The 19,145-nt window shown below is 72.6% G+C and carries 16 protein-coding genes; 5 read left to right on the forward strand and 11 right to left on the reverse strand.

Going from position 1 to position 19,145, the window contains the following annotated elements; all coding sequences use genetic code 11:
- Positions 1–17 precede the first annotated feature (17 nt).
- The 3 genes from AQJ67_RS00485 to AQJ67_RS00495 all read left to right on the forward strand — a co-directional run bounded on the left by AQJ67_RS00485 (position 18) and on the right by AQJ67_RS00495 (position 5,315).
- Complete coding sequence (locus tag AQJ67_RS00485; RefSeq protein ID WP_062715884.1) at positions 18–1,784, forward strand: glycoside hydrolase family 35 protein; 1,767 nt, start codon at positions 18–20, stop codon at positions 1,782–1,784.
- Positions 1,781–4,147, forward strand: coding sequence for a beta-galactosidase (locus AQJ67_RS00490; protein ID WP_062715885.1), 2,367 nt, complete (start codon positions 1,781–1,783; stop codon positions 4,145–4,147). Before AQJ67_RS00485 ends, AQJ67_RS00490 begins: the two co-directional genes overlap by 4 nt.
- Before the next feature lie 100 nt (positions 4,148–4,247).
- Positions 4,248–5,315, forward strand: a complete 1,068-nt coding sequence (locus tag AQJ67_RS00495; RefSeq protein WP_062715886.1) for a LacI family DNA-binding transcriptional regulator — start codon at positions 4,248–4,250, stop codon at positions 5,313–5,315.
- Between the two features lie 31 nt (positions 5,316–5,346).
- Here the strand turns inward: AQJ67_RS00495 and AQJ67_RS00500 are convergent, their stop codons facing one another.
- The 10 genes from AQJ67_RS00500 to AQJ67_RS00545 all read right to left on the reverse strand — a co-directional run bounded on the left by AQJ67_RS00500 (position 5,347) and on the right by AQJ67_RS00545 (position 16,069).
- Positions 5,347–6,186 carry a class I SAM-dependent methyltransferase gene (locus AQJ67_RS00500; protein WP_062716730.1) on the reverse strand — a complete coding sequence of 280 codons (840 nt, stop codon included), beginning with the start codon at positions 6,184–6,186 and terminating at the stop codon, positions 5,347–5,349.
- A gap of 92 nt (positions 6,187–6,278) precedes the next feature.
- Positions 6,279–8,258 (reverse strand): heavy metal translocating P-type ATPase, encoded by a 1,980-nt coding sequence (locus tag AQJ67_RS00505; protein ID WP_062715887.1) that lies wholly within the window; start codon positions 8,256–8,258, stop codon positions 6,279–6,281.
- Between the two features lie 46 nt (positions 8,259–8,304).
- Positions 8,305–9,177: a metal ABC transporter permease gene (locus tag AQJ67_RS00510; RefSeq protein WP_062715888.1), complete on the reverse strand. Its 873-nt coding sequence runs from the start codon at positions 9,175–9,177 to the stop codon at positions 8,305–8,307.
- A complete protein-coding gene (locus AQJ67_RS00515; protein ID WP_062715889.1) occupies positions 9,174–10,013 on the reverse strand; it encodes a metal ABC transporter ATP-binding protein in 840 nt (279 codons plus the stop codon). Before AQJ67_RS00515 ends, AQJ67_RS00510 begins: the two co-directional genes overlap by 4 nt.
- Entirely contained in the window at positions 10,010–10,963 is a 954-nt protein-coding gene (locus AQJ67_RS00520) for a metal ABC transporter solute-binding protein, Zn/Mn family (RefSeq protein ID WP_062715890.1), read from the reverse strand. The genes AQJ67_RS00515 and AQJ67_RS00520 overlap by 4 nt, the downstream gene beginning before the upstream one ends.
- A gap of 147 nt (positions 10,964–11,110) precedes the next feature.
- The gene (locus tag AQJ67_RS00525; RefSeq protein ID WP_062715891.1) at positions 11,111–11,857 is read right to left on the reverse strand and encodes an SOS response-associated peptidase; all 747 of its coding nucleotides are present in this window, start codon (positions 11,855–11,857) and stop codon (positions 11,111–11,113) included.
- A gap of 34 nt (positions 11,858–11,891) precedes the next feature.
- A complete protein-coding gene (locus tag AQJ67_RS00530; RefSeq protein ID WP_062715892.1) occupies positions 11,892–12,383 on the reverse strand; it encodes a hypothetical protein in 492 nt (163 codons plus the stop codon).
- On the reverse strand, positions 12,380–14,839 hold the full coding sequence (locus AQJ67_RS00535) for a molybdopterin oxidoreductase family protein (RefSeq protein ID WP_062715893.1): 2,460 nt from the start codon (positions 14,837–14,839) through the stop codon (positions 12,380–12,382). The genes AQJ67_RS00530 and AQJ67_RS00535 overlap by 4 nt, the downstream gene beginning before the upstream one ends.
- An 88-nt stretch (positions 14,840–14,927) precedes the next feature.
- On the reverse strand, positions 14,928–15,608 hold the full coding sequence (locus tag AQJ67_RS00540; RefSeq protein ID WP_062715894.1) for a DUF6766 family protein: 681 nt from the start codon (positions 15,606–15,608) through the stop codon (positions 14,928–14,930).
- Between the two features lie 89 nt (positions 15,609–15,697).
- Positions 15,698–16,069, reverse strand: coding sequence for a hypothetical protein (locus AQJ67_RS00545; RefSeq protein ID WP_244190334.1), 372 nt, complete (start codon positions 16,067–16,069; stop codon positions 15,698–15,700).
- Between the two features lie 221 nt (positions 16,070–16,290).
- Between AQJ67_RS00545 and AQJ67_RS00550 the strand changes: the two genes are divergently transcribed.
- On the forward strand, positions 16,291–16,713 hold the full coding sequence (locus tag AQJ67_RS00550; RefSeq protein ID WP_062715896.1) for a CBS domain-containing protein: 423 nt from the start codon (positions 16,291–16,293) through the stop codon (positions 16,711–16,713).
- A 35-nt stretch (positions 16,714–16,748) separates the two neighbouring features.
- Positions 16,749–16,976: a DUF6480 family protein gene (locus tag AQJ67_RS00555; protein WP_062715897.1), complete on the forward strand. Its 228-nt coding sequence runs from the start codon at positions 16,749–16,751 to the stop codon at positions 16,974–16,976.
- 34 nt (positions 16,977–17,010) lie between these two features.
- On the opposite strand, the gene AQJ67_RS00560 is transcribed toward AQJ67_RS00555, so the two are convergent.
- Positions 17,011–19,134: a SpoIIE family protein phosphatase gene (locus AQJ67_RS00560; protein ID WP_062715898.1), complete on the reverse strand. Its 2,124-nt coding sequence runs from the start codon at positions 19,132–19,134 to the stop codon at positions 17,011–17,013.
- Positions 19,135–19,145: the final 11 nt, after the last annotated feature.

Raw genomic sequence — 19,145 nt, forward strand, 5'->3', positions numbered from 1 at the left:
TGAAGGGAAGCTTCCGCATGTCCGCTCTGACGACGTCCTCCAACGGTTTCCTGCTGCACGGCGAGCCGTTCCGGATCATCTCCGGTGCGATGCACTACTTCCGGATCCATCCCGACCAGTGGGCGGACCGGCTGCGCAAGGCCCGGCTGATGGGGCTCAACGCGGTGGAGACGTATGTGCCGTGGAACCTGCATCAGCCCGACCCCGACGGACCGCTCGTCCTCGACGGGTTCCTCGACCTGCCCCGCTATCTGAGCCTGGCGCGCGACGAGGGACTGCACGTGCTGCTGCGCCCGGGTCCGTTCATCTGCGCCGAGTGGGACGACGGCGGTCTGCCGGCGTGGCTGATCGCGGACCACGACATCCGGCTGCGCAGCAGCGACCCCCGCTTCACCGGAGCGGTCGACCGCTACCTCGACGCGCTGCTGCCGCCGCTGCTGCCGCACCTGGCCGCGGCGGGCGGCCCGGTGATCGCCGTACAGGTGGAGAACGAGTACGGGGCCTACGGCGACGACTCCGCCTACCTCAAGCACCTCGAACAGGCCTTCCGCTCCCGGGGCGTCGAGGAGCTGCTCTTCACCTGCGACCAGGCCGACCCCGAGCACCTGGCGGCCGGTTCCCTGCCCGGCGTCCTGGCCACCGTGACCTTCGGCAGCCGGGTCGAGCAGAATTTGGCGGAGCTGCGCCGGCACCGGCCCGAGGGGCCCTTGATGTGCGCGGAGTTCTGGATCGGCTGGTTCGACCACTGGGGCGGTCCCCACCATGTGCGGGACGCCGCCGACGCCGCGGCCGACCTGGACCGGCTGCTGTCGGCGGGTGCCTCGGTCAACATCTACATGTTCCACGGCGGCACCAACTTCGGCTTCACCAACGGCGCCAACCACAAGCACGCCTACGCGCCCACGGTCACCTCGTACGACTACGACGCCGCGCTCACCGAGTGCGGCGACCCCGGCCCCAAGTACCACGCCTTCCGCGATGTCATCGCCCGCCACGCCCCGGTTCCCGACGAGCCCGTGCCCGGACCAACGCCCAAACTGCCGGTCACCACAGTCGAGTTGGACCGCCGGGCCCCGCTCCTCCCCCACGTGTCCGCCCTCGCGGAGCCGACTCGCACCGAGGACCCGGCGACGATGCACGACCTGGACCTGCACGCCGGTTACGTCCTGTACCGCACGACCGTGGAGGCGGCGGGCGACGGTCTGCTGCACTTCGCGGGCGGTGTCGGCGACCGCGCCCAGGTCTTCGTCGACGGCGCCCCCGCCGGAGTACTGGAGCGCGAACGCCACGACGCGACCCTGCCCGTCCGCGTCCCGCGTGCCGGTGCCACGCTGGACGTCCTCGTCGAGAACATGGGCGGCGTCAACTACGGCCCCCGGATCGGCGCCCCCAAGGGCCTCCTCGGCCCCGTCACCTTCAACGGCGCCCCGCTGCACGGCTGGGACTGCCACCCGCTGCCCCTCGACACCCTGGACGCGGTGCCGTTCGAGCCGTCCGGGGCGACCACGGCCGCCGGACCGGCCTTCCACCAGGGCACCTTCGAGGTGGCCACCCCGGCGGACACCTTCCTCGCCCTGCCCGGCTGGACCAAGGGCCAGGCCTGGATCAACGGCTTCCACCTCGGCCGCTACTGGAACCGCGGCCCCCAGCACACGCTGTACGTCCCCGCACCGGTCCTGCGCCCGGGCACCAACCAGCTCGTCGTGCTGGAACTGCACGCCACCACCGGCACCCGCGCCCACCTCACCGACACCGCCGACCTCGGACCGGAGAACACCTGGTGACCCGCCCACACCGCCTGCGCGTCCCCGCGCCCGCCGCACCCCCGCTGTCCGGCCACCTCCCCTTCGCCGACGCGCCGGACGCGCCCGACCCCGTCGAGGTGACCAGCCGCTGGCTCACCCGCGGCGGCCGCCCCTGGTTTCCGGTCTCCGGCGAGTTCCACTACTCCCGCTACCCGGCCGCCGAGTGGGAGGAGGAACTGCTGAAGATGAAAGCGGGGGGCGTGACCGCCGTCGCCTCCTACGTCATCTGGATCCACCATGAGGAGATCGAGGGCCGCGTCCGCTTCGACGGCGGCCGCGACCTGCGCCGCTTCGCCGAGCTGTGCTCCCACCACGGCCTGGACTTCATCCCGCGCATCGGGCCGTGGTCCCACGCCGAGGTACGAAACGGCGGCCTGCCCGACTGGCTCCTGGCCCGCGACTGCACACCGCGCACCGACGATCCCGCGTACCTGGAGCCGGTACGCCGATGGTTCGCGGCCGTCGCCGAGCAGCTGCGCGGCCTCGACCGCGCCCGGGGCGGCCCGGTCATCGCCGTCCAGATCGAGAACGAGCTCTACGACCAGCCCGGCCATCTGCTGACGTTGAAGCGGATGGCCCAGGAGGCCGGACTGAGCGCGCCCCTGTGGACGTCGACCGCGTGGGGCGGCGTCCAGCTCCCGGGCGACGAACTGTTCCCGCTGTACGGCGGCTACCCCGAGGCGTTCTGGACCGAGGCCGACGGCGGCTGGCCCGACACGTGTCGCAAGCACTTCTTCTTCACCCACCAGCGCGACGACGAGGGCATCGGCGCCGACCTGCGCCCGACCACCGTCCGCGGCGGTGCCCCGGACGCCCTCGCGGACCGGTTCCCCTGGGCCACCTGCGAGTTGGGCGGCGGCATGGCGGTGGCCTACCACCGGCGGCCCCGCCTCGACGCCGCCGACATCGGCGCGCTCGGGCTCACCAAGATCGGCTGCGGCTCGGTGTGGCAGGGCTACTACATGTTCCACGGCGGTACGAATCCGGCGGGCGAGCTGTCCACGCTCCAGGAGTCCCACGCCACCGGCTACCCCAACGACCTGCCCGTCCTGACGTACGACTTCCAGGCCCCGCTCGGCGAGTACGGCCAGTACCGGCCCTCGTACGACGAACTCCGCCTCCAGCACCTGCTGTTGGCGGACTTCGGGCACACAATCGCGCCGATGGGGTCCGTGCTGCCGGAGGAGCGGCCGCGGGGTCAGCACGACCGGGACAGCCTGCGGTGGGCGGTCCGCTCGGACGGTTCCTCGGGCTTCCTCTTCGTCAACAACCACCAGCCGCACGAGCCGCTGCCCGACCGCCGGGGCACCTCTTTCACGGTCGAATTCCCGGATGGGGGCGGCGAGTTGAACGTGCCGAGCTCCCCGGTGACCGTGCCCGCCGGAGCCTACTTCTGCTGGCCGCTGCGGCTCGACGTCGCCGGGGTGCGGCTGGAGTGGGCGACCGCTCAGCCGGTGTGCACGGTCGCCCTGGACGGCCGTACGGTCCTGGTGCTCGCCGCCACCGACGGCATCGCGCCCGAAGTCGCCCTGGCCGCGGGCACGGTGCGGTCCGTCAGCGCGCCGTCCGGTGACGTCACCGACGTCGACGGCAGGATCCTGCTGACCGGCCTGCGGCCCGGGACCGACGCGCTGGTCGAGGTGGAGGCGGCGGACGGCGGGCGGGTCGGTCTGCTGGTGCTGGACGCGGCGACGGCTCGTACCGTCTACCGGGGCGAGGCGTGGGGCGCCGAGCGGCTGGTGCTGTGCGCGGACGGGGTGGTGTTCGACGGCGGCGAGGTGCGGGTGCACAGCACGGCCGGGCAGTCGTCGTTCGCCGTACTGCCCGCGCCGGGGCGGGCGTTGGTGGTGGACGGGGAGACGGTGACCGGTGAGGCCGACGGGGTCTTCACCCGCTACGGCATCGTGACCGACGCCGAGGAGGCTCCGGCGGCACCGCCGCTCGCCCTCCTGCGGCCCGCCGGTCCGGCCCCCGAGCCCTCGACCGGGGTGCTGGAGCGGGCGAGCGTGCCCGCGGACGAGTACTTCGACACGGTGGCCGCCGAGTACCGCGTGGACGTACCGGAGGACCTCCCCGCCGGGGCCGTGCTGCGGCTGCGCTGGACCGGGGACGTCGGGCGGGCGTACGTGGGGGACGCGCTGGTCGCCGACCAGTTCTTCTCGGGGCGGGCCTGGGACATCGGCCGGCTGCCGGCGGGAGCGACGCTGCGCGTGCGGGTGCTGCCGCTGCACGCGAAGGCCCGGGTCCATGTGCCGGACGGGGCGGGCGAGGCGGCGCGGACGGCCGCGGTGACACGGGCCGAGTGGGTCGTCAGCCGTACCTGGGCGGTCCGCTCGGGATGAGGCGCCGGTCCCGGGGGTTCCCGCTCCGTGACCCTGCCTATGCTGGGGTTCTGCCGGGGCGGGACACCACCGCCGTGACGACGTCGAGGAAACAGCCACCATGAGCCCAAGCTCCCCCGACGACTCCGCTCCGAGAGGGCGCAGTAGACGGAACTTCGCGGGCGCGCGTCCGGTGATGGACGACGTGGCCCGGCTGGCCGGGGTCTCCAAGCAGACCGTCTCCCGTGTCCTCAACGACCATCCGTCGGTGCGGCCGCAGACCCGGGAGACGGTGCTGACCGCCATGCGGACCCTGGGTTACCGGCCGAGCCGCAGTGCCCGGTCGCTGGCCAGCGGCAGGACCCGGATGGTCGGTGTGATCTCGTTCGACGCCGCCCGCTACGGGCCTGCCTCCATCCTGACCGCGATCAACACGGCGGCGCAGGAGGCCGGTTATCTGCTGAGCTCGATCGCGTTGGACACGGCCGAGCCGGACACGGTCGTGGAGGCGGTGAACCGGCTGTCCGCCGAGGGCGCGGACGGCGTGATCGCCATCGCCCCGCAGTTGTGGGTGGGCAAGGCGCTGGCGGACACTCGCCTGGACACCCCGCTGGTGGTGCTGGAGAACGGCCTGGACGCCGACACCCAGCAGGTCACCGGCGACTCCCGGACCGGTGCCCGCAAGGCCACCGAGCATCTGCTGGGGCTGGGCCACCGCACCGTGTGGCACCTCGCCGGCCCGACCGGCTGGACCTCCGCCGACCACCGGCTGGGCAGCTGGCAGGCCACCCTGGAGGCGGCGGGCGCCGAGGTCCCGGCCCCGCTGATCGGTGACTGGAGCGCCTGCTCGGGCTACGACATCGGCCGGGAGCTGGCCCGGCGCGCGGACGTCACGGCCGTGTTCGCCTCCAACGACCAGATGGCCCTCGGCGTCCTCCACGCGCTGCACGAGGCCGGCCGTCGCGTCCCCGACGAGGTGAGCGTCGTGGGGTACGACGACATCCCCGAGGCCGCGCACTTCCTCCCCCCGCTGACCACCGTCCGCACGGACTTCGCCGAGATCGGCACCCGTTCGCTGCGCCTGCTCCTGGACCGCCTCGACGGCGCCGCCGAGCCGCCCGTGGTCGACTCCCTGGTCCCGGTCGACCTGGTGCTGCGCCGCAGCAGCGGCCCGGCGCCCGGCCGCTGACGCCCCGTTGACGCGACGGCACCTCGCCGCGTCACCGCTTGTACGACACGCTCAGCTCGTTGAGGTAGCGCTTGGTCACCCGGCCCCCGTACCGCCGGTCGATCAGGTCGCCGATGGACCCCAGCAGTCCGTTCCTGGCGGCGTCCGGAAGGGCTCGGTGGCCGGAGTAGGTCCGCAACAGCTCCAGGTACTCCGCCGTGGTGTAGGTGAGATCCCGCTCGTAACGACGGAAGACCGTGGGGCCGAACCGGCCGCTGCGCGCCACCTCCTCCGCATGCTCCGCCCCGTCGATGTCGGCGGCCGCGGGAGGCCGCGACCCGGGCGGCGTCTCGGGGTCGAAACGCTCGTAGCAGTGCTGGACCTCGACGAAGAAGTCCTCGGTGCCGCCCCGCACATGCTGGGTGCGCACCACGGCCAGCGCCCCGCCCGGACGCACCGCGTCGGCGGACTTGGACACCCGCACAGCCGGGTCGATCCAGTGGAACGCCGTGGCCGAGACCACGGCGTCGAACGGCTCCCGCGGCAGCGGCCAGCTCTCGAACTCCGCCGTCACCACCTCCACGGCCGTGACTCCGGCCAGGTTGCGGCGGGCGACCGCGGCCATGCTCGGTCCCGCCTCGACGGCCGTGATCCGACAGCCCCGCGCGGCCAGCGGCACCGTCGCCTGACCGGTCCCGCAGCCCACCTCCAGCACGCGCCGGCCGGGGCCGGCGACCGCGAGCTCCGCGAGGTCGTCGTACAGCTCCGCCGGATATCCGGGCCTGACCCGGTCGTAGAGCTCCGCGTCCTCGTCGAAGGTCCGGCTCAGGCGCACCCTCCGGGACTCCTGGGGCCTGTCGTCGCGCTGTGCTCGCGTGGTGTCGTCGGGCATGTGGAGCACGCTAGGCGCGGCGGGCAGCACCGGCGAGGGAATATCGGCGGAGCCGGCACACGTCCTCCACCCGCCCGTCGGCCTCCCGGCGGTCAGCCCGTCCCGTCCGCCGCCGCCTGCTGCCACGCCGCGTCCCGCAGCAGCCGCAGCCCGTTCAGGCCGACCAGGACCGTGGAGCCCTCGTGGCCGGCGACGCCGAGCGGCAGGGGCAGTGTGCCGGCGAGGTCCCAGATGACGAGGCCGGTGATGAACACGCCGGCGATGACCAGGTTCTGCACGACCAGTTTCCGGGCGCGGCGGGAGAGGGCGACCGTGGTGGGGACGGCGGCGAGTTCGTCGCGGACGACCACCGCGTCGGCGGTCTCCAGGGCGAGGTCGGAGCCCGCCCGGCCCACGGCGACGCCGATGTGGGCGGCGGCCAGGGCGGGCGCGTCGTTGACGCCGTCCCCGACGACCATCGCCTTGCGGCCCGCCGACTCCAGCTCCTTGACCGCGGCCAGCTTGTCCTGCGGCAGTAGCCCGGCGCGCACGTCCTCGATGCCGGCCTCGGCGGCCAGGCGGGCGGCGGCCCGCGGGTTGTCGCCGGTGAGCAGGGTCGGGGCGGTGCCGGTGAGGGTGGTCAGGGCGGCGACGGTGGCCGCGGCGTCGGGGCGCAGACGGTCCGCGATGCCGAGCAGTCCGGCGGGGGTGCCCTCGACGACCACGACCACGGCGGTACGGCCGGACTCCTCGAGTTCCTCGGCGAGCGCCACGACCTCGTGGTCAGGGTCGTCGAGCAGACGGGCCGGGGCGCCGACCTCGACGGTGCGGCCGTCGACCACGGCCTTCACGCCGACGCCGGGGGCGGAGCCGAAGTCCTGTGCGGTGGGCGGGTCGAGGCGCCGGTCACGGGCGGCGTCCACCACCGCTCGGGCCAGCGGATGCTCACTGGCGTGCTCGGTTGCCGCGGCGAGCCGCAGCAACTCGTCCTCGTTCAGGCCGGAGCCGGGCAGCGGCCGTACGTCCACCACCCGTGGCGTGCCCTCGGTGAGGGTGCCGGTCTTGTCCAGCGCGACGGCGTCGACCTGGCCGAGGCGTTCCATCACCACGGCGGACTTCACCAGCACGCCGTGCCGGCCGGCGTTGGCGATGGCGGACAGCAGGGGCGGCATGGTGGCCAGGACGACCGCGCAGGGGGAGGCCACGATCATGAAGGTCATGGCGCGCAGCAGCGCCTCGGAGAACTCCTCGCCGAAGGCGAGCGGGACGCCGAACACGGCGAGCGTGGCGGCCACCATGCCCAGTGAGTAGCGCTGTTCGACCTTCTCGATGAACAACTGCGTGGGCGCCTTGGTCTCGGACGCCTCCTCCACCATCCGCACGATCCGGGCGATCACGGAGTCGGAGGCGTCGCGTTCGACGCGGACGCGCAGGGCTCCGGTGCCGTTCAGGGTGCCCGCGAAGACCTCGTCGCCCCGTTCCTTCACCGCGGGCAGCGGTTCGCCGGTGATGCTCGCCTGGTCCACCTCACTGGCGCCGTCCAGCACCCGGCCGTCGGCGCCGACGCGCTCGCCGGGCCGTACGAGGACGGTGTCGCCGATCGTCAACTCCTCGACGGGGACGGTCTGTTCGGTGCCGTCGGCGGCGATCAGGGTGGCCGTGGCGGGGGCCAGGTCGAGCAGGCCGCGTACGGAGTCGGCGGTGCGGGCGGTGGCGAGGGCCTCCAGGGCACCCGAGGTCGCGAAGATGACGATCAGCAGGGCGCCGTCCATCACCTGGCCGATGGAGGCGGCGCCGAGTGCGGCGACGACCATGAGCAGGTCGACGTCGAGCGTCCTGTCCCCCAGCGCCTTGAGCCCTTCCCAGCCCGGTTCCCAGCCGCCCGCGGCGTAGGCCAGCGCGTACAGCGGGCCCCAGGTCCACGCGGGCGCTCCGGCGAGTTGCAGGGGCAGCGCGAGCAGGAACAGCGCGGTGGCCGCGACGGCCCAGCGGACCTCCGGCAGCGCGAGCAGCCGGGTGCGCCGCCGGGGTGCGGCCGTGGCACGCGTGGCCGCGGCTGCGTCGGCCGAGGGTGGGGTGAGCGTGGAAGTCATGCCCCCACGATAAAGGAAAGAATGAAGACTCATTCATGTCTTCATGTCAGGCGGTCGCTCGTACGGCTCCCCACTTCCGTGCCCGGCGGGTACCGAGCACCCTGCACACGAGGTAGATCGCGAACGAGATCGTGGTGACGTACGGGCTGATGGGGATGCTGCTGCCCAGGGCCAGCAGGATCCCGCCCTCGATGGAGGCGACCGCGAACACCACGCTCAGCAGGGGCAGGAGCACCGGCGAGGCGGTGACCCGGGCCGCGGCGGCCGCCGGGGTGACGACGAGGGTGAGGACCAGCAGCGCGCCGACGATCTGCACGGACAGCGCGACCGCGAGGCCCAGCACGATCATGAAGGCGAACGACAGCGCGCGCACCGGCACGCCCCGCGCCTCGGCCACCTCCGGGTCGGCGCTGGCGAAGGCGAGCGGCCGCCACATGACCGCCAGTGCCACGAGCACCACGGCCGACGTGCCGAGCAGCCAGGACATCTGCGGGGTGTCGACGGCGACGATCTGCCCGGTGAGGATGCCGAACTTGTTCGCCGCCCGGCCCTTGTAGAGGGCGAGGAACAGCACGCCCAGGCCGAGGCCGAACGGCATGATGGTGCCGATCACCGAGTTGCGGTCCCGGGCGCGGGAGCCGAGCAGCCCGATCGTCCCGGCCGCGAGGATCGAGCCGACGATGGAGCCGGCCACGATGTTCACGCCCAGCAGCAGCGCGGCGGAGGCGCCGGCGAACGACAGCTCACTGATCCCGTGCACCGCGAACGGCAGGTCCCGCATGATCACGAACACGCCCACCAGGCCGCCGACCAGACCGAGCGCGGCACCGGCGATCAGGGAGTTGCGGACCAGGGCGAGCAGTTCGCCGTAGTGGTCGAAGGAGAAGATCTGCTGCCAGATCCCGTCGGCGAGGGTCATGGCCGTACTCCGTGCGGCAGTTCGGGGTGGTGCGGCTCCTGTGCCGCCTCGTCGGGTACGGCGACGACCGTGACGCGGTCCCGGACCCGGATGACGTCGACCTGGGTGCCGTACAGCCGCGACAGGGCCTCGGAGGTCAGCACCTCGTCGGGGGTGCCGACGCGGTAGCCGCCGCGGGCGAGGTACAGCACACGGTCCACCATGCCCAGCACCGGGTTGATCTCGTGGGTCACGAACACCACCGCCGTGCCGTGGGAGCGGCGCCGGGCGTCGACCAGTTCCGTGACGGCCCGCTGGTGGTGCAGGTCGAGGGAGAGCAGCGGTTCGTCGCAGAGCAGGATGCGCGGGTCGGTCACGAGGGCCTGGCCGATGCGCACGCGCTGTCGTTCGCCGCCGGAGAGCAGTCCGACGGGGACGTCCGCGTAGGCGGTGGCCCCGACCGAGGCGAGGACCTCGTCGACGCGGCGGCGTACGGCGCCGGTGCGCGGCCGGGGTCCGAAGCGGTGCCCGTCGATGCCGAAGCGGACCAGGTCGCGGGCGCGCAGCATCGCCTGCGCGGAGAGGGTCGCCTGCTGCGGGACGTAGCCGATGTGCCGGCTGCCCTTGTGGGGCGGGCGGCCCAGGACGGTCAACGTGCCCGCGGACAGCTGCCGTTGACCCAGCAGCGCCCGTACGAAGCTGGTCTTGCCCGCCCCGTTGGGGCCGAGCACGGCCAGGAACTCGCCCGGCCGTACATCGAGGTCGAGGCCTTGCCACAGCACGCGCTCGCCGTAGGACAGGGCCGCTGCGCGCAAGCTGATCAGCGCGGTGTCGTCGGCCCCGGTGGACGGGCTCACTTGGCCAGCGCGCTCGCGAGCGCGTCGACGTTGGCGGTCATCCAGCCGAGGTAGTCCTTGCCGTGCGGGAGGGTCTCGGTCACGGGGACCACGGGGATTTTGGCGGCCTTGGCGGCCTGCTCGGCCTTCTCGGTCTGCGGGCCGGACGTCTGCTCGTTGTAGACCAGCGCCTTGACCTTCTTGCCGGAGAACAGCGCCAGCGTCTCCTGGAGGGTCCGGGCGGAGACGTCGTCGCCCTCCTCGATGGCCTCGCTGAACTCCTCGGGCGTCGCGTTCTTCAGCCCCGCGGCCTGGAGCATGTACAGCGGCACGGGCTCGGTGATGGCCACCTGCTCGCCGCCGTGGTCGGCCTTGATCCGGGCTTCCTTCTGCTCCAGCGGCTTCAGCTTGTCCGCGAAGCCCTTGGCGTTCCGGGTGAAGGTGGCGGCGTCGGCCGGGTCGGCCTTGGCCAGGGCGGTGGCGATGCGGTCGGCGAGCCCCGCGACCGTGGGGAAGTCGTACCAGACGTGCTCGTTGAGTTCGCCGCCCGCCGGGGCGGTCTTTCCTGAGACCTTGACGGCGTTGATCACTGCGGCGGAGGAGTCGCCGCTCTTCAGCATGCGGTCGATGAAGTCGTCGTAGCCGCCGCCGTTCTCGATGACGACCTTGGCCTTGGAGAGCGCCAACTGGTTCTGTGTGTTGGCCTCGTAGGAGTGCGGGTCCTGGTCGGGGTCGCTGATGATCGAGGTCACCTGGACCTTGCCGCCGCCTATCCGCTCGGCGATGTCGCCGTAGACGTTCGTCGAGGCGACGACCGGGATGACGGACGCCGAAGCGGGGCTCTGCGATGCATCGTTGTCATGGCTTCCGGAGCCGCCTCCGGAGCCGGACGAGCCGCCGCAGCCGGCGAGGAGGGCAAGGCAGGCGCCGGCTATCAGCGGCGTGAGGAGTCGGGGCGCGGGCGCGGGCATGGGTTCCTCCGGGGCAGGGGAAGGCGAATGGTCCGCCGAGATCCGTTCGGGCCGGCGTCGCGCCCACGCTAGATGAAAACGGATGTCAAAAGCGTCTTTCGGCCGCCCGTAAGGGCAACCCTTACCGAGAACTCACCTTCCGCCAGGTCAGGGGGCGGGCACCTCGTCCAGCAGCTGCGGGCCGTTGTTGCGGACGCTGTTCACGGCCGGGGAGACCGGGCGCGCGTCCAGCTGACCGTCGGCCGGCTGGGTGAGCAGGGCGCGCAGGTCGTCGGTGGACCGGTGGTCGGGGTCGAGCCAGGCGTCGTAGTGCTCGGGGGTGAGGGCGAGCGGCATACGGGGGTGGATCCGGCCGGCCGCGTCGGTGGCCTCGGTGGTGATGATGGTGCAGGTCAGCAGCCAGGCGGCGGGGTCGTCGCCGTCCTTGACCGCCGGATCGCGCCAGAACTCGTACAGCCCGGCGAGGGCCAGGACCTGTCCGTCCTCCGGGTGGATGAAGTAGGGCTGCTTGCGGACCTTGCCCGACGTGCGGTCCCTGACCTCGTCCCACTCGTAGAAGCCGTCGGCCGGCAGCAGGCAGCGGCGTTTGACGAAGGCCTGGCGGAAGGCGGGCTTCTCGTGCACGGTCTCCACCCGGGCGTTGATCAGACGCGCGCCGATCTTGGTGTCCTTCGCCCACGAGGGCACCAGACCCCAGCGCAGCGGCCGCAGCCGGCGCCGGGCCGGTTCGTCCTCGTCGGCGCCGCGCGCGGTGCGCTCCAGTACGGCCCACACCTCGTCGGTCGGCGCCACGTTCCAGCTCGGCGCCAGGGTTTCCTCCGGACGCCACTCGGCGACCTGGAACAGCTGGGCGAGGTCCTGGGGGCTGCGGGTGGAGGCGTAGCGGCCGCACATAGGGCCACTGTGCCACGGCGGGGTGCGTCGGTCCTCACAAGCTGGTCAGGGCCTGGGGCGAGAGATTCTTGATCATGGTGTTGGTCCAGCGCAGCTGCCGCAGCGTCTGGGGATGGCACCCGGAGGCGAGAGCGAGGAGCTTGTCATCCCTGGTGGCCTGTGCGGCCTGTGCGAGCATCTCCCAGTACAGCGAGTTCTCGGTGGCGTCGAGGTGCAGTTCACGCAGGTCGCGCAGCAGGAGGAGGCCCGGTTCCGGGCGCCGGCCGACCGCCTCGGCCGCCTTTTCCCTGAGCGTGGACAGCAGGCCGGGGGTGCCGGTCCCGGAAGCGGCGTCCAGGTGGAGGCCGTGGTCGCGGCCGGTGTCGGCCAGGCGCTGGACGTGGTCGCGGGACCACTGGGCGAGGTCGGTGGCGACGTGGTGGACCTCGTGCTCGGTGCGATGGCGTTCCGCGACGGCCGTCAGCTCGTCGGCCAGGCGCTGTTCGCCGTGGTGGAGGGCGCGCAGGGTGAGGGCGATGCCGTTCATTCGGCGGCCTCCTCACGGACGAGGGCCAAGGAGCCGCCGGTCGTGCCCGGTAGCGCGTCGGCGCGGGAAGGTGCGGACGCGGTGGTCGTCGGCGCGGGCGCGGGGTGGCCGTCGCCGCGTTCGACCCGGTGCAGCGCGGCCGCGGCGGTCTTGAACAGGGGCTGCTTGGAGACCGGGTCCCAGTCGGTGATCGTCGTCTCGTTCGCGGCGCGGCCCGCCGTCTCGCCGTCCGGGGCGTGGCCGGCCTTGGTGTCCCAGTAGCCGTAGTGGAACGGGATGAACAGCAGCCCCGGCCGGATGTCCGTCACCCGCAGCCGCCCGCGCACCGCGCCGCGCGGCGTGGTGACGTCCACCAAATCGCCCTCCTCCAGTCCGAGCGCGGTCGCGTCGGAGGCGGAGGCCTCCACCCACACGTCGGGGGCGGCTGCGTTCAGCTGGGCGGCGCGTGCGGTCTTCGTACGGGTGTGGAAGTGGTAAAGCGTGCGACCCGTGGTCAGCTGGAACGGGTAGTCGTCGTCGGGCTGTTCGTGCGGCGGCAGATAGGCGGCCGCCCTGATGACGGCCTTGCCGTCCGGATTGAGCGAGCGGTACTCGACCACGTCGTCCGCCGCGCCGGTCACCAGGTCCTTGCCGTAGGACTCGCAGACGTCGGGGTGGGCCCAGGTGATGCCGTCGGTGTAGAGACGTGGCGTGCCCTGGGGGTTCTCGTCGTTGCAGGGCCACTGGATGCCGGTGCCGCCGCGCAGCCGGGCGTGGGTGAGGCCGGTGTAGTCGCAGGGGCGGCCGGCGCTGCACCGCTTCCACGCCTCGAACGCCGACTCCGGGTCGTGCCAGGTGACGAGCGGGCCGCCGTCCTTGTCGCGGAAGTCCATACGGGCGGCGTAGTCGAGGAAGATGTCCAGGTCCGGCCTGGCCTCGCCGGGCGGTTCGACGGCCCTGTCGGACAGGTGGACGGTGCGGTCGGCGTTGGTGAAGGTGCCGGTCTTCTCGCCCCAGGTCGCCGCGGGCAGGACCACGTCCGCCAGCTGCGCCGTCTCGGTGAGGAACAGGTCCTGCACGACGACGAACAGGCGTTCCTGGGCCAGGATCGAGCGGATCCGGGACAGCTCGGGCAGCGACACCGCGGGGTTGGTGGCCGTGATCCACAGCATGCGCAACGAGCCCTGTTCGGCGTAGCGGAACATCTGCATGGCGTGGGTGGGGGGCGCGTAGTGCGGGATGGTCTTCGGGTCGACGTTCCACACGTCGGCCAGCTCGGCGACGTGCGCGTCGTTCTGCCAGTTGCGGAAGCCGGGCAGGTCGCCGTCGGCGCCGCACTCGCGGGTGTTCTGGGCGGTGGGCTGCCCGTTCATCTGCAGGACCCCGGCGCCGGGGCGGCCGAGCATGCCGCGGATCAGATGGATGTTGTTGACCTGTACGGCGGCCGCGGTGGCCTGGTGGGACTGGTAGACGCCCTGGAGGACCGTGGACAGCAACCGGTCGGCCGAGCCCAGGAGTTCGGCGGCCTCCGCGATACGGGCGGCGGGTACGTCGCAGATCGCCGCCGCCCACTCGGGGGTGCGGTCCTTCACCCGGGACGCCAGCTCCTCGTAGCCGACGGTGTGGGCGGCGACGTAGTCGTGGTCGACGCGGTCGGTACGGATGATCTCGTGCAGCAGGGCGTTGAGCAGTGCCACGTTCGTGCCGAGGCGGGGCGCCAGGTGCACCGTCGCCCTGCGGGCCACCGGTGTGGGCCGAGGGTCGACGCACAGCAGGCGGGGCGGGTCGGCGCCCTCCAGCCGGTCCAGGATCCGCATCCACTGCACGGGCTGTGTCTCGGCGAGGTTGTGGCCGAACAGCGCGATGACGTCGGCGTGGTCGATGTCGTCGTAGGTGCCGGGCTGCCCGTCGCTGCCGAAGGACTCCTTCAGCGCCTCGGCGGCGGTGGACGTGCACAACCGGGTGTTGCCGTCCAGGTGGTTGGTGCCGATGCCGGCGCGGGCGAGCACGGCGAGGGTGTAGTACTCCTCCAGGAAGAGCTGTCCGCTGGTGTAGAAGCCGATCGATCCGGGCCCGCGTTCGGCCAGCAGTTCCCGGGAGCGGGCCACGATCCGGTCCATGGCGGTCGGCCAGTCGCTCTCCACCAGGTGCCCGTTCTCGCGCACCAGCGGCCTCGTCAGCCGGTCGGGAGAGGCGTTGGCCTGCCAGGCGAAGAGGTCCTTCGGCTCCAGCCGGCCCCGGTTGACGCGGTCCTGTGCCCGGCCGCGCACCCCGACCATGCGTCCGTCGGCGACCGCGATGTCCATGGCGTCCCCGTCGGAGTGCAGGATCGACGCGGCCTGCACCCACCGCTGCACCCCGCCCGCGTCGACGCCGTCCGCGAGACAGGTGTCCACCCGCTCGGGCCACTTTTCGTGTCGTCGGTACGGCGTACGACTCCCCCACGGCCGCGCGATCCTGTCCACCGAAGCGTCCACGCCCACCTCCCGAAGACCAGCGACGACGCCGGGGCGCGCCGTGCGTCCCCGGTACCCCTGGCCACTGCTGCCTAACGCCGTGCCGTGGTCATCCCTCCACGCCCGTCGCGGTGTGGGCGGCGCCGACCGGCTTGGACTCCGGGGAGCCTCGCTGGCGCAGGTAGATCGACAGGACGACCATCGAGGCCACCGCCAGCAACTCGGACTGCCAGTTCTGGAAGGTGCGGTTCCAGAAGTCGGCGGCGGTGAGGTACTCGGCCCAGCTGAGCGGGGCCTGGAGGTCGCGCAGTCGCTGTTCGTTGTAGGCGGCGGTGCCGGTGACGGACTGGGCGAGCCAGCACAGCAGGAACACGCCGCCCATCACCAGGCCCAGGGACCTGGAGTACACCGCGCGGCGCCAGCCGCCGGCCCGGGCCCAGCGGGGGGCGTCGGCCGGGGCGTGCTCCCCGACGAGCTGGTCCTCGTCGGACTCGGGGCCCGCCTTGCCCAGTTCCTTGGACTCCGGCGAACCTCGCTGGAGCAGCCAGACGGTGACGAAGATGTAGAGGAAGAACTGGAGGTACTCGGACTGCCAGTTCTCCGTCACGTCGACGGCGAAGTCCGACGAGGTCAGATAGGCGCCCAGGCCGATCGGCTGCAGTCCGTCGGTGACCAGCGCGTTGTTGAAGTCCGCGTGTCCCGCGACGGCCTGTCCGCACAGGGCCAGCAGGAAGCCGATCCCGAACGCCAGGCTCAGGCCGTTCTCGCGCAGGAAGCGACGTGGGCTCATCGGTGCATCAGCCCCAGCGTCGTGAAGTAGGCGAGGCCCCCGATCACGAACACCAGGCACAGGGTGAACATGGTCCGCATGGGACGCCCTCACCCGCCCTTGACCGTGCAGTCGTACGGCTGCCGTGGACGGGGCGTGCACCCGGCGGCGGTCACCTTCCAGCCGGTCGGGACGTGGGCCAGGAACAGGGTGTCGTCGGTGAGGACCACCCGGGCCTGGTCGCCGTACACGTCCACGGTGCGGACCGTGTCCCCGGCCGGCAGTTGCTCCTGGATCACCGCACGGTCGCAGGACGTCTGCTCGGACTTCTCCAGTTCGTCGAGGGTGCTCGGCGCCAGCAGGGCGCACGCCTGCCGGCCGTCGGCCCGCTGCAGGGCGGCCGTGAACCCGGTCGCGGCGGCGGACGCGGCATCACCGCGCTCGCCCGCGGCGGCACCGCAGCCGGTCGTCACGGCGAGCACGGACAGCAGAACACCGCGGCAACCTCTCCTGATCGCCCTCGCGCATCGCATCCGCTCACGTCCTGACCTCTGTGGCGTGGAGGACCAGCATCCGCGACGAGCCGACGGGACCGCACGGTGAGAGCACCCGCTCGGGTCACGTGGGAGAAAGGCCGTCCACGGGTACTCGGTGGCCGCACGGCGGTGAGCGGCACCGCCCCACTCCACGGAGGGACGTTCCCATGACTCAGCATGTCCGCGACGTCATGACGACCGACCCGATGACCGTCGAACCGCTGACCTCGGTGCAGACGGTGGCCCGCATGATGCGCGACGAGGACATCGGTGCCGTACTGGTCACCGAGGGCGACCACCTGCGCGGGCTGGTCAGTGACCGGGACCTGGTGATCCGTGCCATGGCCGAGGGCGGCGACCCCGACCGCACGACCGTCGCCGACGCGTGCAGCGAGGACCTGGTCACGGTGAAGCCGGACGACGACCTGGGGCTCGCGGTGCGGGTGATGCGCGAGCATTCCATTCGCCGGGTGCCGGTCGTCGACCAGGGAGATCACCCGGTGGGCATCATCTCCATCGGTGACCTGGCCATCGAACGCGACCCCGGGTCCGCTCTCGGCGACATCAGTGCCGCGCGCCCGAACAGGTGAACCGCGGCAACCCGTCCTGGAGAGGAGGGTGCGCCATGACGAACCCCGATCCCGAACCGACCCGAGCTCCGGGCCCCCGACCCGGCAGCGGCGTACCACCTGGTGAGACCCCGCCCGCCGAGTCGGACAGCACGGCCGGTATCTCCTATCCGCAGAACGAGTTGCGCAGGGGCTGGGCAGCCGGGCCGCTCGTCCTGATCATGCTGGTGGTGGCGCTGGTGGTGGCCGGGCTGATCGCCATGGTCGTGGCTCTGATCGCGTAGCGGCACCCGGGAGACGTGCATCGCGTCCCGGCCGTCAGGGGCGCGGTGCCTGCTGGAGTACGAGCAGGGCGATGTCGTCGGTGCGCTGCCCGGTGGTGGCGGCCTTCCCGAGCAGTGCGTCGATGAGATGGTCCAGGTCCCGGTCGTCGGCGGCGGCGACCCGGTGGGCGAGCTGGGTGATGGAGTCGTCGAGGTCGGCGCCCGGACTCTCGACGAGGCCGTCGGTGTAGAGGACGAGCAGCGTCCCGGTGGTGAGCGGGATCTCGGTCACGGGGAACACGGCGTCGGGGTCGATGCCCAGGAGCGGGCCGGGCGGGACGGCGACGGGCCGTGTGGCCCCGTCGGACAGGCGCAGAACGGGCGGTGGGTGCCCGGCGCTGGCGAGGGTGGCGCGTCCGCGGGCGAAGTCGAGGTGGGCGTAGAGGCAGCTGGTGAACAGGTCGGGGCCGAGGTCGGTGAGGAGCCGGTTGGTGCGGTGCAGGACCTGGTCGGGGGTTGTGCCGAGGGTGGCGTGGGCGTGGACACCGGTGCGCACCTGGCCCATGAGGGCGGCGGCCGCGACGTTGTGGCCCTGGACGTCGCCGATGACGGCCGCTGCGGCGGTGTCGCCGAGCCGGATCAGATCGTAGAAGTCGCCCCCGATCTCCATGCCCCGGGTGGCGGGCAGATAGCGGGCGGCGACCCGCAGGCCGGCGATCAGGGGCAGGCCGCGTGGCAGCAGTGCCTGCTGGAGACCGTGGGCGAGCGCGTGCTTGGTGTCGTAGAGGCGGGCGCGGTCGAAGGCCTGGGCGATGAGGCCGGCGAGGGAGGTCATGACGGCGCGTTCCTCGGCGGGGAACGCGTGGGGGCTGTCGTAGGACAGGATGCAGACGCCGACGGGCCGGCCGGAGATGATCAGGGGCAGGAAGGCCCAGGCCTGCTTTCCGCTGATCAGCGGCGCCTCGGGGTAGCTGCGCCGCATCTCCTCCGGGTCGGCGTAGAACGCGGGGATGCCGCTGCCGAGGGCCTGCCCGGCCGGGGTGAAGGACGTGTCGAGGGGCAGCCCGTCGAGGCGTCTGATGGTGTCCGAGGCGTAACCCCGGTGGCCGGTGATCCGCAACCGGCCCGCGTCGGCGGTGGACAGCACCAGGCCCTGGGCGCCGAAGGCGGGCATGATCTGGTCGGCGACGAGATCGACGACGTCCTGCACCCCGACGACCTCGGTCAGCGCGGCGGCCAGGTGCAGAAGCTGGTAGAGCTGACCGGCCCGGGCCGGGGTGGGGGCGCGGGCGGACCGGCGGGGCGCCGGCGAGGGCGGCGTGTGCGCGCCGCTGGGGACGATACGGGCGCTGATGCCGCTGGCGTCCGGGTACAGATGGATCTCCAGCCACTGGCCGGGCGGGCGGCACGCGGTGAACGAGACGGGCTCCCGACTGATCACCGCGGCACGGTAGCGGTCCTCGTGGCTGGGGTCGTCGAGCCAGCGCAGGGACTGCCACGGCTGGGTGCCCAGCAGTTGACCGGCGTCACAGCCCAGCAGTTCACAGGCGCCGGAGCTGACGTAGGTGAAGCGTCCCTCCAGGTCCAGGGCGCAACTGCCGCCCGGCAGCCGCTCGACGAAGTCGGACAGGGCCGCCTCCGGGCTCGCCGAGCGCCGGCCCGTTCCGACGGGGACGGCGCGTGGCTGCTCACGCCGGGTGGGAGAACCGTCGGCCGTCTCCTCGAGCAGCCGGGCCAGTCGGCGGCAACTGGACGTGATGTTGCCCCGCTCCCGTTGCGTCATGTACGGCGGGCGCGTCGCCGGCCACATCAGCAGCAGGGACCCCCACCGCCGTACGCCGTTGACCGGCGCGGCGACCAGCGCCAGCGGGTAGGGCAGGACCAGCGCGGTGCGCGGGTAGGAGCGGACCATCTCCTCCTGGCTGCCGACCCACACCAGACGTTCCTCGCGGACGGCGTCGGCGACGGGTACCGGGGAGGCGAGCGGGACCTTGGTCCACGGTGCGGCGAACTCGACGGGAGCCCCGCACAGCAGATCCAGGCGCAGCAGCCGCTCGTCCGCTGCGAGCAGGTAAAGGGCGCCGATGGACGCACCGGTCCGGCGCACCGTCTCCGCGAACGCGGCGTCCAGCGCCTCGGCGTCCGGGGCCTGATCGCCCGTACCGGTCACGCCGCCCATACCAGGACGCT

This window comes from Streptomyces caeruleatus, assembly GCF_001514235.1.
In the GTDB taxonomy this organism is placed as follows: Bacteria; Actinomycetota; Actinomycetes; order Streptomycetales; family Streptomycetaceae; genus Streptomyces; species Streptomyces caeruleatus.

What these genes read in the sequence shown, in the direction of transcription:
- AQJ67_RS00550 (WP_062715896.1), top strand. Translation starts at nt 16,291, where the DNA reads ATGACTCAGCATGTCCGCGACGTCATGACGACCGACCCGATGACCGTC.
- AQJ67_RS00540 (WP_062715894.1), bottom strand. Translation starts at nt 15,608, where the DNA reads ATGAGCCCACGTCGCTTCCTGCGCGAGAACGGCCTGAGCCTGGCGTTC.
- AQJ67_RS00525 (WP_062715891.1), bottom strand. Translation starts at nt 11,857, where the DNA reads ATGTGCGGCCGCTACGCCTCCACCCGCAGCCCCCAGGACCTCGCCCAG.
- AQJ67_RS00530 (WP_062715892.1), bottom strand. Translation starts at nt 12,383, where the DNA reads ATGAACGGCATCGCCCTCACCCTGCGCGCCCTCCACCACGGCGAACAG.
- AQJ67_RS00500 (WP_062716730.1), bottom strand. Translation starts at nt 6,186, where the DNA reads ATGCCCGACGACACCACGCGAGCACAGCGCGACGACAGGCCCCAGGAG.
- AQJ67_RS00485 (WP_062715884.1), top strand. Translation starts at nt 18, where the DNA reads ATGTCCGCTCTGACGACGTCCTCCAACGGTTTCCTGCTGCACGGCGAG.
- AQJ67_RS00520 (WP_062715890.1), bottom strand. Translation starts at nt 10,963, where the DNA reads ATGCCCGCGCCCGCGCCCCGACTCCTCACGCCGCTGATAGCCGGCGCC.
- AQJ67_RS00555 (WP_062715897.1), top strand. Translation starts at nt 16,749, where the DNA reads ATGACGAACCCCGATCCCGAACCGACCCGAGCTCCGGGCCCCCGACCC.
- AQJ67_RS00505 (WP_062715887.1), bottom strand. Translation starts at nt 8,258, where the DNA reads ATGACTTCCACGCTCACCCCACCCTCGGCCGACGCAGCCGCGGCCACG.
- AQJ67_RS00560 (WP_062715898.1), bottom strand. Translation starts at nt 19,134, where the DNA reads ATGGGCGGCGTGACCGGTACGGGCGATCAGGCCCCGGACGCCGAGGCG.
- AQJ67_RS00495 (WP_062715886.1), top strand. Translation starts at nt 4,248, where the DNA reads ATGAGCCCAAGCTCCCCCGACGACTCCGCTCCGAGAGGGCGCAGTAGA.
- AQJ67_RS00510 (WP_062715888.1), bottom strand. Translation starts at nt 9,177, where the DNA reads ATGACCCTCGCCGACGGGATCTGGCAGCAGATCTTCTCCTTCGACCAC.